We start from the raw sequence: 18441 nt of genomic DNA, 5'->3' as shown, positions 1-18441 counted from the left end.
AACTCGCTAGTACGTCGTTAGTCAGGAGTGCCAATATAAACTTGAACACCATTTGGGTGTCGAATTGTTAAATGAGCCCCCTCCGGCAGCATTCGGGGAAGCAACCCATTACATCCACCACCACTACCAGCGGTGCAAGGTGCTTTGTTTATGTCCAGAACAGCCTCAGAGACCTTGTGAGTCCGCATGTAAGCAGCAGCATGACCTTCCACATGGGTCAACTGATTACCGTTGAATCCTGGCAAACCTTGACCTCTAACGACTTGAGACGGCCCCGCAATTCCGCTCGTGAGCGACAGTGATTCTTGCCCTGGAATGTGCAACATGCCAGATGTTTTTCCTCCAGTGTTGAGCGGAAGATTGGCTACTGGCGGATTGAAAGACGCGTTGGAGGCACGACCATACCGCAGCGGCGTCATCATTAACCCAACGGCTGCGACACCGCGCAGGTCCTGGGCTACGTCCTGCGCAACGGGGTTTCGCACATCCACCCACGAGTCCATGCGCCCGAACGAGCCCGATTCTTGGTGCAGGAACTGCTCAAACCAACCTGTTGCACCGTTGACCGTGTCTGGAACGAAGTTGCCAGCGGCCACTGCGGCCCCATTTCGAATCGTGGCGACCGTTTCTTGAACTATCGGCTGTCCCCAGTAGCTGGCCGCCGTATTCCACGCCAGTTGCGCCAGCAAGCCATCCGGATCGTTGTAGAGGATGGGATTGCCGCCCGCGTAGGCGTAGGGATTGATCCCCGCCGCCAGCCCCAGCGGGTCGCGGCTGGCGAAGCGGCCGAGCGCGGGGTGGTAGTAGCGGGCGCGGTAGTAGACCAGGCCCGTGGCATCGGGCTCGCGTCCGGTGTAGCCGAAGGCCGGGATGCTGCCGCTCGCCTGCGTGACGTTGCCCCAGGCGTCGTAGCGGGCGGTGGCCACGCTGGCCGCGCCACCGTCCGCACTCATCGTCACCTCGGCCATCAGCACCAGGCTGCCGTTGCGCACGCCCTTGACGAGCACGCGCAGCGCGCTGCCGGGGGCGCCGGTGAGCACGATCTCGGGACTGTCTTCGCTGGTGTTGTTTGTCAGCGTGCCGACCGTCTGCCACGAATTGTCCGGTTTTCGGACCTGCACCTCGGCATCCTTGACCACGTAGTCGGGCAGGTAGCTGGCCACCCGGTGCAGCCTCACGCGGCTCACGCTTTTCTCCGCACCCAGTTCCAGCGTGATCACGGCTGGATCGGCAGCGAAGTTGCCCGAGCTGCCAGCCCAGAACCCGGTGCTTCCGGTCGTCTCGCCGTCGATCAGCTTTGCCGGCGGGTAGCTGCCGGCGCTGTAACTGTGGGTGGCCGATACGCTCGCGGCACTGACCGGACCGCTGGCGCCGATCTCGCCATAGGCCGCGACGATGCTGCCCAGCCCGTCCTGCGCGTAGTGGTGCGCGGAAGCGGCCGGCGTGCTCGTCGCGCCGGTGAGGCGCAGCAGCGGTTCGTCGATGCCGGCACCGTGGGCATAGACGGCGGTGGGGCTGCCGGCCGGGCTGGCGTACTCGGCCAGGATGTCGGGACCGTCGTAGGCGAAGTGGGTGGCGCTGCTGCCCACCGCCTTGGTGACACGCCGCCCGGCATCGTCGTAGGCGTAGGACTCGGCGGGCAGGCCCGTCCTGGCGGCCTGGATCAACTGGTCGAGGCCGTTCCAGGCGAGGCTCAGCACGGTGGTGCCGGTGCAATCGCTGGTGCTGCCACTCGGACTGCCGACGCAGTGCTTGCGGAGATTACCGTTGTCGTCGTAGGCGAGCCGCTCGGTGGGGGTGCCGGCGATCTGCACCTGGGTGAGCTGGTGCGCCGCGTCGAAGAGATAGTCGGTGGTCACCCCGCCCGTGGTCTTGCTGGTGCGATTGCCGAAGAGATCGAAGGCATGGGTTTCGGTCGCACCGTCGGTGGTGACGGTCTTCAGGCGGTCGAGCGCGTCGTAGCCGTAGGCGAGGCTGCGGCTGGTGCCCGCGAGGGTCTCGGTGGCGCTCGTGCGGTTGCCCCAGGCATCGTAGGCATAGGCGAACTGTGCGAGCGCGCTGCCGCCCGCGCTGTGCTCGATGGCGGCGAGGCTGCCTTCGGGCAGCCAGTCGAAGGCGCTCTTCGCGCCGTCGGGCCAGCGCCGCTCGGTGAGCCGCCCGGCGGCATCGCGTGCCATCGCTATGGTGGCGCCGTTGGGCGCGACGATCGCGGCGAGCCGGCCGACGCCGTCGTACTGGAAGCGCCAGACATGGCCGTCCAGGGTAATGCTCGCCAGCCGCCCGGCGGGCGTCCAGGCGTAGTCGAGCGCCTTGCCGCCGCGGCTGTCGACGATGCGCACCACACGGTGGGCGGCGTCGTACTGGTAGTCGTAGGCGACGACGAGGTTGCCCGCGCCGTCGCGCGTCTCGGCGCGGATGACCTGGCCGAGCGCGTTGCGCGCATAGCTCACGCTCTGGCCCGCACTGCCGCTGCCCGGCACGCTGCGCCCGGCCAGCAAGCCGTGCAGCGCCGGATCGTAGCGGTAGGTGCTGCGCGTCGAGACCTTGGCCTGCTCGGGCGTCTGGCTGGCGACGAGGTTGCCGTGGGCGTCGTACTCGAACTTCCACACCCGGCCCAGCGCGTCGGTGCGCGTCAGCAGGTTGCCAAAGTCGTCCCAGCTCTGGGTGAGCTGCACCGCGGGGCTGCCGGCGCAGGCGGCACTGGTGGTGTCGGTGGTGGCGCCGGCGCGCACCTGGGTGAGGTTCGAGAGTGCATCGTAGCTGTAGCAGACCTGCAGCCGCTGGCCGACGTCGTCCGGCGCGGAGACGCTGCGCACCACGCGGCCAAGCTCGTCGTGGAAACGGTAGCCTTCGCGCGCTTCGCCGCCGGCCGAGACCTGGCGCACGCGGATGGGCAACCCACCCGCATCGTAGTCGGTCTCGGCGGCGCGGCCCGCGTTCTGGCCCGGGATGGCGGGCTGCTCCACGCGCGCGAGACGCCCGTCCTGCTCGTCGCCGTGATAGTCGTAGAGCGTCGCGGCGCCGTTGGGGTCGATGACCGCTCGCACGCGCCCGGCCACGTCGAAGGCGGAGAAGACGCGGTTGCCGTCTTCGTCGTAGGCCGAATAGGGCCGTCCGGCGAGGTCGTAGTCGAAGCCGATGGCGTAGCCGTCGGGGCTTTCCACGCTCACCCGGTTGCCCACCGCATCGTAGGCGTAGGCCACGCGGTTGCCGGCGTGATCGAGGACGTGGGCGACGCGGTCCTGCACGTCGAAGGCGGCCACCGAGGAATCGATACGGCTGCCGCCGGCAATCAGCTCCGTACCGATGCGGTTGCCGTTGACGTCGAACGCGTAGCGGCGCGGCTGGCCCGTGGCGTCGGTGGCGCGGGTGACGCGGTCGAGCACGTCGTAATCGAAGGCGACCGGATACCAGCGCCCGTCCACCCCGCCGGTGAGGCGCCCCAGCGCGTCGTGGGAGAAGATCGGGCTGGTCTCGCTGATCTGGCTGCCGTTGCGGTTGCCGCTACGGCCGACGCTGGCGACGTTGAGCCTGGCCGCATCGAAGGTGGTGGTGACGACGGGGCCGCTGCCGCTGGCGAAATTGCCCAGGGTCGCGCCCGTCCAGTCGCGCAGGCGCTTGACGCCGGTGAGGTTGCCCACGCTGTCGCCCTGGTACTTGATCCAGGAAACGACGTTGGCCGCGGCAGGCGCGGTGCCGACGGTGGGGACCACGCCCGATTTGACCCGGATGGAGTCGGTCCGTGTCCCGGCGGTGTCGTAGTGGTGGAGCGTCCAGTTGCCGCGCGCGTCCTTGACGCGGCGGGGCTGGCCGAAGGCGTCGTAGTCGCGCCACGCCTGCACGGCGCCCGACGGCAGCGTCAGGGTCTGCAGATAGCCTTCGGCGGTATAGCTGTACTGGGTGACGCGGCCGACCGGGTCTGTCATGCGCGTGCGCAGATGCGGATCGTTCGGGTCGGCGTACGCGTAGGTGTGGGTGGCACCGTTGGCGGCGGTCTGCTGGATCACGTTGCCGTGCGTGTCGAACAGGAAGCGCTCCTCGGCACCGCGGCCATCGACCGTCCAGCTCTCGCGCCGATAACTGTTGTAGTGGAAGGTCAGCGCCGATTCGGGAATGAGGTTGCCGCTGGTGTCGAACGGCGTGTGGCGGAAGACCTGGCCACCGGCGTAGTACTCGAACTCCATGCCGTTGCCGCGCGGCAGGGTGTGGCGGCGCAGGGCGTGGTCGAGCTTGGCACCGTCGGCACTGGTGTAGTAGCTGTAGCGCGTGGCTTGACCCAGCGGATCGGTGACGCGCGTGAGGTTGCCGTTGCCGTCCTCGTAGGCGTAGTTCACTTCCCGTCCGCTGACGTCCTTCACCTTGCCGATGCGGTTGCCGTTCCAGGTGAAGCTGAGCACCGTGCGGCCGAGGCTGTCGCTCACCGAGGCAAGCTGGCTGCCGCTGTAGTTGAGCGTCAGGGTGTTGCCGTGGCGGTCGGCGATGGCCAGCAGTCTTGCGCGCGGTTCGCTGCCCGCGGCCGGCGGGGTGGTCGGGCTCGTGAGCGATTCGAAGCTGTAGGTGAGGCCGTTGGTCTCGCGCACCTGGAAGCGGCCGTCGGCCAGACGCGACAGCGTCGTGAACACCCCGGCCTGCGCGGCCAGCGTCGTGCCCGGCGCAATGCTGCCGGCGGCGGCCACGGCGTAGAAGCGCTGGGCGCCAGTGCCGTCCACCCAGCCGACCTTGGACTGGCCGCTCTCGATGCCGTAGAAACGCAACTGATGGTTGAAGCTGTGCGTCCAGCCGAAGCCGAACGGCCCGTCGGTGGCGTTCTGCGCGTTGAACCAGCGCTCCAGCACGATCGGCAGTCCGCCCCGGCCCTTGATGGTGAAGTCGCGTGCCTGCAGCGTGTAGTTGCCGGTGAGCATGTTCACCGGGTCGCCGGCCTTGGTGATCCAGGAACTCTCGCCCTGGGTGCCGCCGGGCAGGGTCTGCACCGCACCGGCACCCCCGTTCGTGCCAAGGAGGGTGTTGGGCACGAAGGAATCGAAGTTGTAGAGATTGCTGAAGGGCGTGCTGTTGAGCAGCGGGAAGCCGCCGGCGATGGTGCCGTTGATGATCGCCCCGTACTCTCCGGTGACGGGGTTCTGAGACATGTAGACCGCGCCGGTCCATTTGCTCGCCGGATCGACGGGGTCGGCGTAGGCGATCTGGGCGCGCGGCACGGTGACGACGCCGTGGTTGCCGTTGTCCGAGCCCTTCACCGCGTTCTGGATCGCGCTCTTGTAAGCGGCCATGCTGGTGGCGCCGCTCATCTGCATGAGGCTGTCGTACTGGCCGATGTTGGCCGCGGTGAAGGTGACGAGCGGAATGCCCTGCTCGGCGGCGAACTGCAGCCCACGCACGGTGGACACCGCATCGGTGCGCAGCGCCTGCTGCCAGACGTGGTGTTCGAGCGCGGAGCCGGAGTAGATCGAGAGCTTGGCCAGATCCACGTTTTCGGCGGCGCGTGCCGCGGCCGTCTCGGCCGTGGTATCGAGTTTGACGAAACCGTAGAGGCCGCCCTTGAAGTCCACGAACACGCCGGCCGGCTTGATCGCGACCGGGATGTCGAAGAGGTAGTCGGTTTCGAGGTCGGACGCGGTCAGCCCGAGGTCGTACGGCCCCACGCTCTTGAAGCCGCGCAACGCGGCGTTGCGCTGGTCGGCCTGCTCGGTCTGGTGCAGGTAGTCCTGCAGCACCAGATGCAGCAATTCACCGACCGTGGCCTCGTAGCCGGCACCCGCGGCCGGCGTGGGCGCGACGGGATAGGCCTGCACGCCGGCCGCCAGCGCTTCGAGCCGCTGGCCGAGGAAGGCATTCGAGGTGTGCAGCGCATTCAGGCCCAGGGCGTGGTAGGCGCCGGCCTTGATGTTGGTGTAGACGGTCTTGTTGAGGCAGGTGCCGTCGGTGTCCTTCGGGTCGGCGGGGTTGCCGCTGTCGTTGATGCACGCGGCACCGCTGCGCTCGCCCTGCGAGACCTTGAGGATGACGTTGTGCACGCCGGCGAGCGGCAGCGCGTTGGCGGGCGCACCTGCGGCGAGCACGGTACCGTCGGCCTTGATCTGCGGCACGACCTGGATGCTGCCGTCGGCCGCGGCGGGCAGATCGCCCGTCCAGGCGTTCCAGGCCGCCTGCGAGGCGGCAGTCGGCTGATAGGACAGCGTGACGCGCTTGAAGGCGTTCTGCGGATAGGGCAGCGCGGCGCTCGCCAACGTGGTGGCGCCGTTCCTGACCGTCACGGTGAAGGTGTGGCGGTGTGCGTCCGGCAGGCTTGCGGTTTCGGACGAACCGAGGCCGGGCCAGTTGGTGAAGGCTTCGACCTCGTAGGGCAGCGAACCGGGCAGCACGTCGTAGCGCAGCGGCCGCGGCGTACCGGCGTAGGGCACGTCGGCCAGCGCCGCATTGGCGTCGGTCGCACGCGCCGCCTCCGCCACCTTCTGTGCGAAATGCTCGTGCGGCAACTGGTCGCTGCGCGCCGCCAGATAGGGCGTGTAGAACGCGGCATCGGTGAGCGGCACATCGACCGCGATGCCCTGCTGGTAGTCATGGTCCTTCACCGCCGCGTCCAGCGCCAGCCAGCGATAGCCGCCGGCTTCCGCGCGGGCACCGCGGTAAGCGCCATGGGGAACGCAGGCCTGGACCCAGACATGGCTGAAGCGGATGCCGCGGACGGTGCCGTCGATCGACTGCAGGCCGGCGGAAGTTCCGCCGCCGGCGAGTACCGCGGCCGATGCACGGTAGCGCTTGGTGCCCAGCCAGCGCTGCGCCCGCCCGCCTGCGTCGTCCTGCGCGGCAGTGTCGTTGAGCTGCACGGTGCCGCGTACGTAGCGGGCGGGAATGTTGGAGGCCCGCAAGAGTGCGATCAGCAGGCTGGCCTGGTCGGTGCTGTTGCCGGCGCGCGTCTGCAGCACGCCTTCCGCCCCCTTGAGTGCCCCCCAGTAGGGTTCGAAGGCGACGTTCTGCTGCGTCCAGCGCAGGATGCGTGCCGGTGAGTAGTCGAGCGATGCCGCGAGGTCGCGGATCGGCTGGGTCAGGCGCACGTCCTTGCCGTCGTCGGCCAGGTCGGCGCTGGTGGCGGAGCAGTCCGTTGCCGCCTCGGCCGCGACCGCCGGCGGCAGTGCGGCGACCTTCATCAGCCGGAAGCCACCGGGGGTAAAGGGGTCGCCAGTCGCGTCATCCGCTTGCGCATAGGCTGGCAAGCGCGCGGCCGGTGGGTTGGCAGCCGGCTCGCCGGCCGGTTGCAGGGGGCCGAGGGTAGGAACAGGAATCGCAGCCGGAGCCGGGGTGCCGGCATGGCGGAGCGTGGCGAGCGCGGCACGCAGTTCGCGGCGGGCCTGGCGGCGTTCGCTGCCCTGGGGCGCATTGCGCCAAGTGGTAAAAAGCCCTTCGAGCCGGTCGAAGCGTGCGTCCACCTGCCCGCGGATTCGACCGATGCGCTGCGTCGCCTCGGCCGAGCCGCTCGCCTTCGCGGCGTCCTCCAGACTGGCGAGATCCCGGCGCGCCTGTTCGCGCAGCGCGGTGAGTTCGCCCGCCCTTGCGGCAAAGCGTTGGCTGCGGGCGGGTACGTCGTCCGCTTCCGGTGCGGTGTCCAGCTCGCGTTGCGAGGCGTCCAGGTACTGGCGCAAGGCGGCAGCGGAGGCAAGGCCACGCGGCGCCAACCGCTCCTTGAGCTGGCGGGCGCTTGCTTCAGGCAGACGCCCCAGCATCGACGACGTGTCAGCCGCAGCAGGTGCGGCTGCCGCCGAAAAGGCGAGAAGGCAGGCGATCAGGCGGAAGGCACGCATGGCTGTCGTTCCGTTTGGGATTCAGATTGGGAAAGGCGGCCGTTCAGGCGCGGGCGCGTCGCTGCATGGCGTGGAGCATGGCGCCACCGAGCAGCGCGAGCGCCCAGGCCGGTAGCGGCACATCACCATCCGGACGGTTGTCCGGCGCACTGGCGACGTCGATCCGGCCGATGAGTCGAACGCTCTCGCCTGTGCTTGCCGCGGTGAACTCGAAGGCATAGTGGCCACCCTGGCTCGGCGTTCCTGCGAGCATCCCCGTCGCGGCGTCGAGGCTGATGCCGGGCGGCAGCGAACCGCTGGCAAACGTGAAATTGCTACCGCTCCCCAAGGAATAACTGAAGGCTTGGCCCACCGTGCCGGTGGCCGTGAAAGCGGAGATCGTGACACCCGGTTGCGACAGGTCCGGACTGGGCAGCGCACCGCCCGCGTCGGCGGTGGCCGTGTTGGTGCCCAGTTGTGTCTCGACCACATCGGGCAGTCCGTCGAGGTCGCTGTCGGTAAGCTGGTCGCCGGTGGCTGCCGGCAGTACTGCGAGTACCTGGGCGGTCACCAGGGCATCGCCGCGCCAGCTGCCGTCTGTGCCATCCTGCCGTGCGAGCAGATAGGCGAGGACGTTGCCGGTGGCCGGCTGTGCCGGGCTGGCCTGGCTGGCGAGCGCCCGGTAGGCCAGGGCGGAGACGACGATGTTCGATGCCCCCTTTGAACCGTCGGTACGCACCTCGCCAAAGCCGCCGTCCGCGTTCTGCTGCGCCACGAGCCAGTTTCCGGCTTCCTGCAGCAGGGTTGAGACGGTGTAAGCGGTGCCGTTGCAGGTCACGCCCGACCAGTTGAGGCGTGACTGCATCGCCCGAAGCTCGGCAAAGACGAGACTGCTGGCGACAACCGACGGCCGGGCACCGCCCGCGGCCTGCCCGCTCACCGCCGGCGCCACCGGCCATGCCGCCTGCCCGGATGCCGGTGCCAGCTTGCCGGTCGCGAGCCGGCACAGGGCACCCAGCAGCGGACTGTTGCCCTGTGCGGCCTTGCTGTCGTACGTGGCGTCGGCGACGCGCAGAGCGGTCAGTCCGAGCGCGGTGTCGACGAACGCCAGACTATGACCTGGATAGCCACCCCAGGCGGCCGTGTTCGCGGCCACACGCTGCGCGAAGAGCGTGTCCGCGGCTCGCTGCCCTGCCACGGTCATGCCCGCGGTCGCCAGGACTTCACTCTTGCGCGCCAACGCATCCGTGCTGTCGGCATCGAGGTTGGCGAGCCAGGCGAGGGCTGCACCGAACTGCGGGGCGTTCTTCAGGCCGCCACGGCGAAAGGCTTCGATGGCATTGGCGGTAGCCTGCGCTTCGAGTCCGGTCGCAGTGCTGCGCCAAGCCCCATCGCCATGCTGGTTCTGGACCAGCCATTTGAGACCCTTGGCTCGGGCATCGTCGACGGACCCGTAGGCGGGCAGGCTCATTGCCGCGCACAGTGCGGCAGCGACTATGACGCGACGGCGGTCCATGCTCATCCCCAGTGACTCGTTGTCGCGAGCCTAGAGGGGCATCATGACAAGCGGTCATGCGGAACGCATTGCCATATTGAACTGTTCGGACTATGCGCCCACCTGCGCCCGTTCCGTCATCGCAGGCCCGTCGGGAAACCCGCCCGCGGCAGCCGGCCAGCCGCGGGCGGCTGGAATCACGGCGCGATGGCGACCTTCAGCACGCCGTCGCGCTGGTTGGCGAACAGCTCGTAGGCGGCCACGATGTCGTCGAGCTTGTAGCGGTGCGTCACCAGCACGCCCAGATCGACCCGGTTGGATGCGACCACGTTCATCAGCCGGCGCATGCGCTCCTTGCCGCCGGGGCACAGGGCGGTGTTGATCCGGTGGTCCCCCAGGCCGGCGGCAAAGGCCGACAGCGGAATCTTCAGGTCGGTGGAATACACGCCCAGGCTGGACAGGGTTCCCCCGGCTTGAGCACGCGCAGGGCGGATTCGAAGGTTCCCTGGGTGCCCAGCGCCTCGATGGCCGAATCCACGCCGCGGCCGCCGGTGAGATCCATGATCTCGCCCACCACGTCGCAATTGCGGAAATTCAGCGTCACGTCCGCGCCCATCACCTTCGAGATGCCCAGCCGGTGGTCGTTGCCATCCACCGCGATGATGGTCGTCGCCCCCAGCAGGCGCGCGCCGGCGGTGGCGCACAGCCCGATCGGCCCCTGCGCGAACACCGCCACCGTGTCGCCGAGCTTGATGTTGGCGTTCTCGGCGCCCTTGAAGCCGGTGGACATGATGTCCGGACACATCAGCACCTGTTCGTCGGTGAGGCCGTCGGGAATCGGCGCGAGGTTGGCCTGGGCATCGGGCACCAGCACGTATTCGGCCTGGGTGCCGTCGATCAGGTTGCCGAAGCGCCAGCCGGCGGTGGCCTTGTAGCCATGGTGGCCGCACTGCCCGCTGGGGATGAGATAGCTGCCGTCCTGCGACGGCGCGCCGTCCTGGCTGGCATAGGAGGTGAAGCTGGGGCAGATGGCGCCGGCGATCACGCGCTGGCCCTCCACGTAGCCCTGCACGGCGCTGCCCAGCTTCTCGATCACCCCCACCGGCTCGTGGCCGATGGTCAGGCCGGGCACCACCGGATATTCGCCCTTGAGGATATGCACGTCGGTGCCGCAGATCGTGGTGGTGGTGATGCGTATCAGGGCATCGTTGGGGCCGACCTCGGGAATCGGCTTGTCCACCAGTTCGATACGGCCGGGAGCCACGAAAACGGTTGCCTTCATCATGGTCATGGGACCTCCTCCTGGATCGACCCGAAAACGTCTTTTCCAGTGTAGGCCATGCCGCCGTTCGTGCCTCCCCGCGGGCCTTGACCTGGGTCAACGGCCCGGCCCGGCGTCAGGCGCCGGCGCGCAAGGTCCGGGCGGCCGCGACCATGTTGGTGAGCGCGGGGATGACCTCGGACCACTGCCGCGTCTTCAGCCCGCAGTCGGGATTCACCCACAGCCGCTCCGCCGGGATGCGCTCGGCGGCCTTCCGCATGAGCTGCACGATGTGCCCGGTGGTCGGGATGTTGGGCGAATGGATGTCGTACACGCCCGGCCCGATCTCGTTCGGATACTTGAAGTCGTCGAAGGCGTCGAGCAGTTCCATGTCGGACCGCGAGGTCTCGATGGTGATGACGTCGGCGTCCATGCCGGCGATCGACGCGATGATGTCGTTGAACTCCGAGTAGCACATGTGGGTGTGGATCTGGGTCTCGTCGGCCACGCCGTTGGCGGTGATGCGGAAGGATTCGACCGCCCAGTCCAGGTACGCCTGCCACTGCGCCTTGCGCAGCGGCAGCCCTTCGCGCAGGGCCGCCTCGTCGATCTGGATCACGCGCACGCCGGCCTTCTCCAGGTCCAGCACTTCCTCGCGGATCGCCAGGGCGAGCTGCATGCACGACACCGAGCGCGGCTGGTCGTCGCGTACGAAGGACCAGTTGAGGATGGTGACCGGGCCGGTGAGCATGCCCTTCATCGGCTTGTCGGTGAGCGATTGGGCGTAGGTGATCCAGTCCACGGTCATCGGCCGGGGGCGGCTGATGTCGCCGAACAGGATGGGCGGCTTGACGCAGCGCGAGCCGTAGGACTGCACCCAGCCGAACTGGCTGAAGGCGTAGCCGTCGAGCTGCTCGCCGAAGTACTCCACCATGTCGTTGCGCTCGGCTTCGCCGTGCACCAGCACGTCCAGCCCCAGCGCCTCCTGCTCGCGCACGCTGCGGGCGATCTCGGCCTGCATGGCGGCCTTGTAGCCGGCGTCATCCAGCGCGCCGGCCTTGTAGCGGCTGCGCGCCTGGCGGATTTCCGCGGTCTGCGGGAAGGAGCCGATGGTCGTGGTCGGATAGGGCGGCAGCTTCAGCAAGGCCGCCTGCCTGGCCGCGCGCGCCGGGTAGGGGCTGTGGCGCCGGCCCAGGGCAGGGGTGACGGCCGCCAGCGCGGCTTGCACCGCCGGGTTGTGGACCCGGGGCGAATGGCGGCGCGCGTCGATGGCGGTCCGGTTGGCGGCCAGTTCGGCGGCGACGGCCGCGCGCCCCTGGTTCAGCGCCGTGGCCAGCACCTTCAGTTCGTCCAGCTTCTGCAGGGCGAAGGCCAGCCATGAGGTGATCCCGGCATCCAGCGCGTGCTCGCTGGCGAGGTCGACCGGCACGTGCAGCAGGGAGCACGACGGCGCGATCCACAGGCGATCGCCGAGGCGCTCGGCCAGCGGCGCCAGCCAGTCCAGCACGGCGTCGAGGTCGGTCTTCCAGATGTTGCGGCCGTTGATGACGCCCAGCGACAGCACCTTGTACGAGGGCAGCAGGTTCAGCAGCGGCATGACGTCGTCGCGGCCGTTGATCGCGTCGATGTGCAGACCCGCCACCGGCAGGTTGGCGGCGAGGTACTGGTTCTCCGCCAGTTGGCCGAAATAGGTCGCCAGCAGCAACTTGACGCGGCTGCTCTTCAAGTGGTGGTAGGCGGTATTGAAGGCATGCTGCCAGTCGGCGTCGAGTTCGGTGACCAGCAGCGGCTCGTCGATCTGCACCCATTCGACGCCCTGCGCGGCCAGCGTCTCCAGCAGTTCGGCATACACCGGCAGCAGGCGCGGGAGCAGCGCGAGCCGGTCCGAATCGTCCTTGGCCTTGCCGATCGCCAGATACGTCACCGGGCCGACGATCACCGGCTTGGCCTTCACGCCCTGCGCCTGCGCTTCTTCCAGCTGCGCCAGCAGGCGCGAGGCGTCCAGCCTGAATTCGGTGGCGGCGGTGAATTCCGGGACGATGTAGTGGTAGTTGGTATCGAACCACTTGGTCATTTCGCCGGCGGCCACGCCGCCGCAGCATTCGGCATGTTCCTCCGCCGACTGGGCGGAACGTCCCCGTGCCACACGGAAATAGTTGTCCAGGGCGTCGCCGTGGAAGCCCTGCACGCGCTCGGGCAGGTTGCCCAGCGTGAAGCTCATGTCCAGCACCTGGTCGTAGAAGGCGAAGTCGCCCACCGGCACCAGATCGAGCCCGGCCTGGTCTTGCCAGTGGCGCCGGCGCAGGCGGGCGCCCTCCGCCTTCAGTTCGTCGCGCGTCGATTGCCCTTTCCAGTAGGACTCAAGCGCGAACTTCAGCTCGCGCTTGGCGCCGATGCGGGGAAAGCCGAGGTTGTGCGTCCTTGCCATGGTGTGTTCCTCATTCCGTCGGGTACGTGTCGGGGCGGATCGTAGAGAGGATTGTCCATGACGTAAAATGGTGTTATTTCAACAATCGATCGACAGCATTCATGGATCGCAATGCTTGACCGAATTCACCTGACCATCGTCCGGGAAGTGGACCGGCAAGGGTCGCTGACCGCCGCGGCCGGCGTGCTCTGCCTGACCCAGTCGGCGCTGAGCCACACGATGAAGAAGCTGGAACAGCAGCTCGGCACCGACATCTGGCTGCGCGAGGGGCGCCGGCTGCGGCTGACCCAGGCGGGCGAATACCTGCTCGCGGTCGCCAACCGGGTCCTGCCGCAACTGGATCTGGCCGAAGCGCGCATCCGCCAGTACGCCCTGGGCGAGCGCGGCACGCTGCGCATCGGCATGGAATGCCACCCGTGCTACCAGTGGCTGCTGAAAGTGGTGTCTCCCTATCTGGCGGGCTGGCCCGACGTGGATGTCGACGTGAAGCAGAAATTCCAGTTTGGCGGCATCGGCGCGCTGTTCGGCTACGAGATCGACCTGCTGGTGACGCCGGACCCGCTGTACAAGCCGGGCCTCGCTTTCGAGCCGGTGTTCGACTACGAGCAGGTGCTGGTGGTGGGCCGCCGTCATCCCCTGGCCACCGCGGCCTGCGTGGAGCCGGCGCAACTGGCACCCGAGGTGCTGATCACCTACCCGGTGGAAATCGAGCGGCTCGACATCTACCAGCAGTTCCTGGTGCCGGCCGGCATCGCGCCGCGGCGGCACAAGACCATCGAGACCACCGACATCATGCTGCAGATGGTGGCCAGCGGCCGGGGCGTGGCGGCGCTGCCGCGCTGGCTGGTGGAGGAGTACGCGGAGAAGATGGACATCGTCCCGGTGCGCCTGGGGCGCGACGGCATCGCCAAGCAGATCTTCCTCGGCGCCCGCGAGTCCGACATCGGTATCGACTACCTCAAGGCCTTCATCGAACTGGCGCGCGAGCCGGCCGCCGCCGCGACCGCAGCGATCCGCTGAGGGAAGGCGAACCGTGCAAGGACGAGAACATCCGCTTCGCCGCGCAGTTGTCAAAAAGGCTTGAGCACGACCAGCGCGATGATCGCGGCGACGGCGCCCAGCAGCCCGGCCGGGGCAAGACGCAGGGCGGCGCTTGGTTTGCGCACGTCCTTCACCGTCACCCGGCGCAGGCTGGCGGCCAGCAAACCATGCAGCGCGGACAGGCCCAGTACCAGTGCGAACTTGGCGTGGAGCCAGCCCGCCGCGAACCAGTGGCCGCTTCCGGCCAGCGTCAGGCCCAGGCCCCAGGCGGCCAGCATGGCGGGTGTGATCGCGCGGCGCTGCCAGCGGCGCGCGGCCTCCAGCAAGCGCGCCTCCGGCAGCAGGAAACAGCCCTCGACGGGCCGCAGCGCGGCGAGCAGGGCGGCCATGGCCAGCATCCCGCCGGTCCACACGAACACGGCCACGATATGGCCGGCCTTGATGAGCAAGTAAGTCACGATACCGTTCCCCGAATCGATGAGCGCCGCGCTGCCGATTGTGGCGGCATGGCGGAGCATTCTGGCGGATGGGGTGGTCGTGGGCCATTGGCCGGAATGACAATCTTCGCAATAATCCGGCCATGCACAAGATCGCCATTTCCGCCTTTCACGGCGTGGTGCCTTTCGACCTCGCCTGCGCCTGCGAGGTCTTCCGCTGGACGCGCACCCCGGACGACCGGCCGGCCTACGAGGTGCGCGTTTGCAGCGAGGCGAAAACCGTGGCGGCCGGCGCCTTCGATATCCACGCGCCCTGGTCCCTGGACGCCCTCGCCTGGGCCGACACCATCGTCGTGCCCGGCATGGCGGATCTGGACGCGCCGATCTCGCCCCGCCTGCTCGCCCACCTGCGGGACGCGGCGGTGGCAGGCACGCGCATCGCCTCGATCTGCACGGGCGCCTTCGTGCTGGCTGCCGCCGGTCTGCTCGACGGCCGGCGCGCCACCACCCACTGGCGCGCGGCGGACGAACTGGCGCGACGGCATCCGCAGATCGAGGTCGACGCCGGCGTGCTGTTCGTGGACAACGGCCGGATACTCACTTCCGCCGGCGCCGCCGCCGGGCTGGATCTCTGCCTGTATCTGGTGCGCCGCGACCATGGCGTCGCTGTGGCCAACCAGGCTGCGCGCCTCTCGGTGATGCCCCCGGCGCGGGAAGGCGGTCAGGCCCAGTTCATCGAACGGGCGGTGCCGGAGAGTGCGGCCGCGCTGCAACCGCTGCTGGCCTGGCTGGAGCAGAACCTGCACCAGCCCCTCGACCTTGCCGGCATTGCCGCGCAGGCCGCCACCAGCGTGCGCACCCTGAGCCGGCGCTTTCAGGAACAGGTGGGCACGACGCCCATGCAATGGCTGCTCGCCGCGCGCATCCGCCAGGCGCGCGCCCTGCTGGAAACCACGAGTCTCGACATCGAGCGCATCGCCGCCGCCGCCGGCTTCGGTTCCGCCACCGCGCTGCGCGCCCATTTCCAGCGCGCCGTCGGCACCAGCCCGACACGCTATCGGCGGACTTTCGGCGGGCCTGAATCCTCAACCATGGACGCCCCCGGATGCTCGCCATGCCTGCAAGACGCGGTTTGAATTTCCTATGCCCCCTCACCGACTGAAGGCCGCCCCATGACCATCGAACGCAAACCCCTGCCCTTGCCCGGCGGGCAACGCAAAGTACTCCTGCACTCGTGCTGCGCCCCCTGCTCGGGCGAGGTGATGGAAGCGATGCAGGCTTCGGGCATCGACTTCACGATCTTCTTCTACAACCCCAACATCCATCCGCTCAAGGAATACGAACTGCGCAAGGACGAGAACATCCGCTTCGCCGAGCAGTTCGGCATTCCTTTCGTGGATGCCGATTACGACCGCGACGACTGGTTCGCGCGCGCGAAGGGCATGGAGAACGAGCCCGAGCGCGGCATCCGCTGCACCATGTGCTTCGACATGCGCTTCGAGCGCACCGCCCTCTATGCCCACGAGCATGGCTTTCCGGTCATGACCAGTTCGCTGGGCATCTCGCGCTGGAAGAACATGCAGCAGATCAACGAATGCGGCATCCGCGCCGCCGCGCACTACCCGGGCTTGATCTACTGGGACTACAACTGGCGCAAGGGCGGCGGCTCGGCGCGCATGATCGAGATCAGCAAGCGCGAGAACTTCTACCAGCAGGAGTACTGCGGCTGCGCCTACTCCCTGCGCGACACCAACCGCCACCGCGAGGCGACAGGCAGGCCGCGCATCCGGCTGGGCGAGTCGTACTATGGCCAGCCGCCGCGCGAAGACCCGACGGCGTCCGCCCCCGATGAAACGGATTCTCCGGGCTGACGGAGGCGCCACCTGCCCGGAGCGCCTGTGCCAGCGCGGGCAGGCGGGCTGCGCTCTCAGTCCGCCCGCGACCGCAGCAGGCCGATGATGCTCGAAAAATCCAGCCCGCCCTGCCCGGCGCGGCTGTGGGCGGCATAGAGCGATCCGGCCAGCCCGCCGAGCGGCACGGGCGTCCGGCTGGCGATGGCCGCCTCGGCCGCGAGGCCGAGATCCTTCAGCATCAGGTCGGTGCCGAAGCCGCCGCTGTAGCCACGCGCAGCCGGCACGCCTTCCATCACGCCCGGCACCGGGTTGTATTTCTCCAGCACCCAATTGGCGCCCGAGCTTTTCTGCATGATGCCCGACAGCACGGCCGGGTCCAGCCCCAGCGCCTCGCCCAGCGACAGCGCCTCGCTGGTGCCGATCATCAGGATGCCGAGCAGCATGTTGTTGCACAGCTTGGCGGCCTGGCCGGCGCCCGCGCCGCCGGCATGGAAGAGGTTGCGCCCCATGTGGCGCAGCAGCGGTTCGGCGCGGGCGAGGTCGGCGGCGTCGCCGCCGATCATGAAGGTCAGCGTGCTGGCGGCCGCGCCCGCGGTCCCGCCCGACACCGGCGCATCGAGTACCGCGATGCCGGCCGCGCGGCCGGCCTGCGCGAGCTTTTGCGCGCTGGCGGGCGCGATGGTGCTGCAGTCGATGACCAGGGTGCCGGCGGCGAGCCCGGCGAGCAGCCCCGGCGCTCCGTCGTGGCCGAGGAAGAGCCCTTCGACGTGGCGGCTCGCGGGCAGCATGCTGATCACCACGCCGGCCCCTTCCGCGGCGGCGCGGGCCGATTCGGCGATGCGGGCGCCGTGTTCGGCAACGCGCGCGCAGGCGGCCGGTTCGAGGTCGAAGGCCTGCACGGTCAGGCCGGCCCTGGCGAGGTTGGCGGCCATCGGCCCGCCCATGTTGCCCAGGCCGATGAAGGCGATGGTGTGGTCGTTCATGTCTGTGTCTCCTCGATGGTGTCAGGCCAGATCGGCCAGCGGGTGCGGGCCGGCGAAGCGGGGCCGGAAGTGGTCGGCGACGAAGTCCCCGCCGACCTCGGCGAGGCCGCCATGGCGCCAGCGCGGCTTGCGGTCCTTGTCGATCAGCAGCGCGCGTACGCCCTCGGCGAAGTCGCCATGCACGGTGCAGGCCACCGACGCCAGGTATTCCAGGCGGAACACCTCGGCCAGCGACAGCCGCGGCACGCGCTGCCACAGTGCCCAGGCGAGGTGGGCGGAACTGGGCGCGCCGCTGGCGAAGGTCTTGCCGGCGGTGGCGAGCCAGGGGTCCGCGTCGTCGGCGAGCGCGGTCAGGCGTGCGCCGAGGCTGGCCAGGCCGTCGTGGCCGATCAGCGTCTCGATGCGGTCGAAGTGTTCGCGCAGCGGCGACGCCGGCACGCCGTCGGCGAGCGCCAGGCGGTCGAGCAGCGCGCCCAGGCGGGCATGGTTCGCCGCGCTGCCGGCCGCGTCCGGCGCGTCCCAGCGGGTGTCGGCGAGCAATCCATGCAGGCGTTCGCGTTCCCCGTCGGCGACGATGACGTCCGCCAGCCCGGCAAAGCGCGCATCGGCGGCGTTGAGCGGCGTGCCGGTGAGCGCGAGGAACAGGCCCGTGCGCCCCGGCATGCGGCGCAGGAACCAGCTTCCGCCCACGTCCGGGTACAGGCCGATGCCGATTTCCGGCATCGCCATGCGCGTGGTGGGCGTGGCGACGCGGTGCGAGGCGCCCGCCATCAGGCCGATGCCGCCGCCCATGACGATGCCCTGGCCCCAGCACACGATGGGTTTCGGGTAGGTGTGGATACGGTAGTCGAGGCGGTATTCGCGCTCGAAGAAGGTGGCGGCTTCCGGCGGCGCCTCGCCTTCCGGCGCGGCCTTGATCGCGCGGTACAGCGCGGCCACGTCGCCGCCGGCGCAGAAAGCCTTCTCGCCCGTGCCGTCGAGCAGCACGCCGACGATGCCGGGGTCGGCCGCCCAGGCGTCGAACTGCGGCGCGAGGCGGTCGATCATCGCCAGCGACAGCGCATTGAGGCTCTTCGGCGCGTTCAGCGTGGCGTGGCCGAAGCGCCGCCCGCAGGCGGTGGGGATTTCGCGCAGGATCACGCACTCGTCCATCGGCGGCTCC

Annotated in this window: 11 protein-coding genes; 3 read left to right on the top strand and 8 right to left on the bottom strand. The window is 69.0% G+C overall.

Translation table 11 applies throughout. The annotated features are described in order from the left end of the window. Positions 1 to 17: 17 nt before the first annotated feature. The 5 genes from CCZ27_RS07525 to metE form a co-directional block, all read right to left on the bottom strand. A complete protein-coding gene (locus tag CCZ27_RS07525; RefSeq protein ID WP_096446979.1) occupies positions 18 to 7802 on the bottom strand; it encodes an RHS repeat-associated core domain-containing protein in 7785 nt (2594 codons plus the stop codon). A 43-nt stretch (positions 7803 to 7845) separates the two neighbouring features. Beyond that, positions 7846 to 9303 (bottom strand): Ig domain-containing protein, encoded by a 1458-nt coding sequence (locus CCZ27_RS07520; RefSeq protein WP_096446977.1) that lies wholly within the window; start codon positions 9301 to 9303, stop codon positions 7846 to 7848. 170 nt (positions 9304 to 9473) lie between these two features. After that, a complete protein-coding gene (locus CCZ27_RS24235; protein WP_232516593.1) occupies positions 9474 to 9722 on the bottom strand; it encodes an MDR/zinc-dependent alcohol dehydrogenase-like family protein in 249 nt (82 codons plus the stop codon). Next, positions 9704 to 10567: an alcohol dehydrogenase catalytic domain-containing protein gene (locus CCZ27_RS07515; protein ID WP_232516592.1), complete on the bottom strand. Its 864-nt coding sequence runs from the start codon at positions 10565 to 10567 to the stop codon at positions 9704 to 9706. Before CCZ27_RS07515 ends, CCZ27_RS24235 begins: the two co-directional genes overlap by 19 nt. A 106-nt stretch (positions 10568 to 10673) precedes the next feature. Continuing rightward, positions 10674 to 12965, bottom strand: coding sequence for a 5-methyltetrahydropteroyltriglutamate--homocysteine S-methyltransferase (gene metE, locus CCZ27_RS07510; RefSeq protein ID WP_096446975.1), 2292 nt, complete (start codon positions 12963 to 12965; stop codon positions 10674 to 10676). A gap of 111 nt (positions 12966 to 13076) precedes the next feature. On the opposite strand from metE, the gene CCZ27_RS07505 reads away from it, so the two are divergent. Continuing rightward, positions 13077 to 13985 (top strand): LysR family transcriptional regulator, encoded by a 909-nt coding sequence (locus CCZ27_RS07505; RefSeq protein ID WP_096446973.1) that lies wholly within the window; start codon positions 13077 to 13079, stop codon positions 13983 to 13985. 50 nt (positions 13986 to 14035) lie between these two features. Here the strand turns inward: CCZ27_RS07505 and CCZ27_RS07500 are convergent, their stop codons facing one another. Further along, positions 14036 to 14464, bottom strand: a complete 429-nt coding sequence (locus CCZ27_RS07500; RefSeq protein ID WP_157748477.1) for a CopD family protein — start codon at positions 14462 to 14464, stop codon at positions 14036 to 14038. A gap of 122 nt (positions 14465 to 14586) precedes the next feature. Here CCZ27_RS07500 and CCZ27_RS07495 point away from each other — a divergent pair, with 122 nt between their 5' ends. Beyond that, positions 14587 to 15579 (top strand): GlxA family transcriptional regulator, encoded by a 993-nt coding sequence (locus CCZ27_RS07495; protein WP_096446969.1) that lies wholly within the window; start codon positions 14587 to 14589, stop codon positions 15577 to 15579. Positions 15580 to 15615: 36 nt separating this feature from the next. Beyond that, positions 15616 to 16314: an epoxyqueuosine reductase QueH gene (locus CCZ27_RS07490; RefSeq protein ID WP_096446967.1), complete on the top strand. Its 699-nt coding sequence runs from the start codon at positions 15616 to 15618 to the stop codon at positions 16312 to 16314. Between the two features lie 56 nt (positions 16315 to 16370). Here the strand turns inward: CCZ27_RS07490 and mmsB are convergent, their stop codons facing one another. Then, on the bottom strand, positions 16371 to 17279 hold the full coding sequence (gene mmsB / locus CCZ27_RS07485) for a 3-hydroxyisobutyrate dehydrogenase (RefSeq protein ID WP_096446965.1): 909 nt from the start codon (positions 17277 to 17279) through the stop codon (positions 16371 to 16373). Between the two features lie 21 nt (positions 17280 to 17300). Further along, positions 17301 to 18431 (bottom strand): enoyl-CoA hydratase/isomerase family protein, encoded by a 1131-nt coding sequence (locus tag CCZ27_RS07480; RefSeq protein ID WP_096446963.1) that lies wholly within the window; start codon positions 18429 to 18431, stop codon positions 17301 to 17303. Positions 18432 to 18441 lie beyond the last annotated feature (10 nt).

It is taken from the genome of Thauera sp. K11 (assembly GCF_002354895.1).
In the GTDB taxonomy this organism is placed as follows: Bacteria; Pseudomonadota; Gammaproteobacteria; order Burkholderiales; family Rhodocyclaceae; genus Thauera; species Thauera sinica.
Note: the sequence above shows the minus strand (reverse complement) of the source record. Positions and strands in the feature narration are given on the sequence as shown.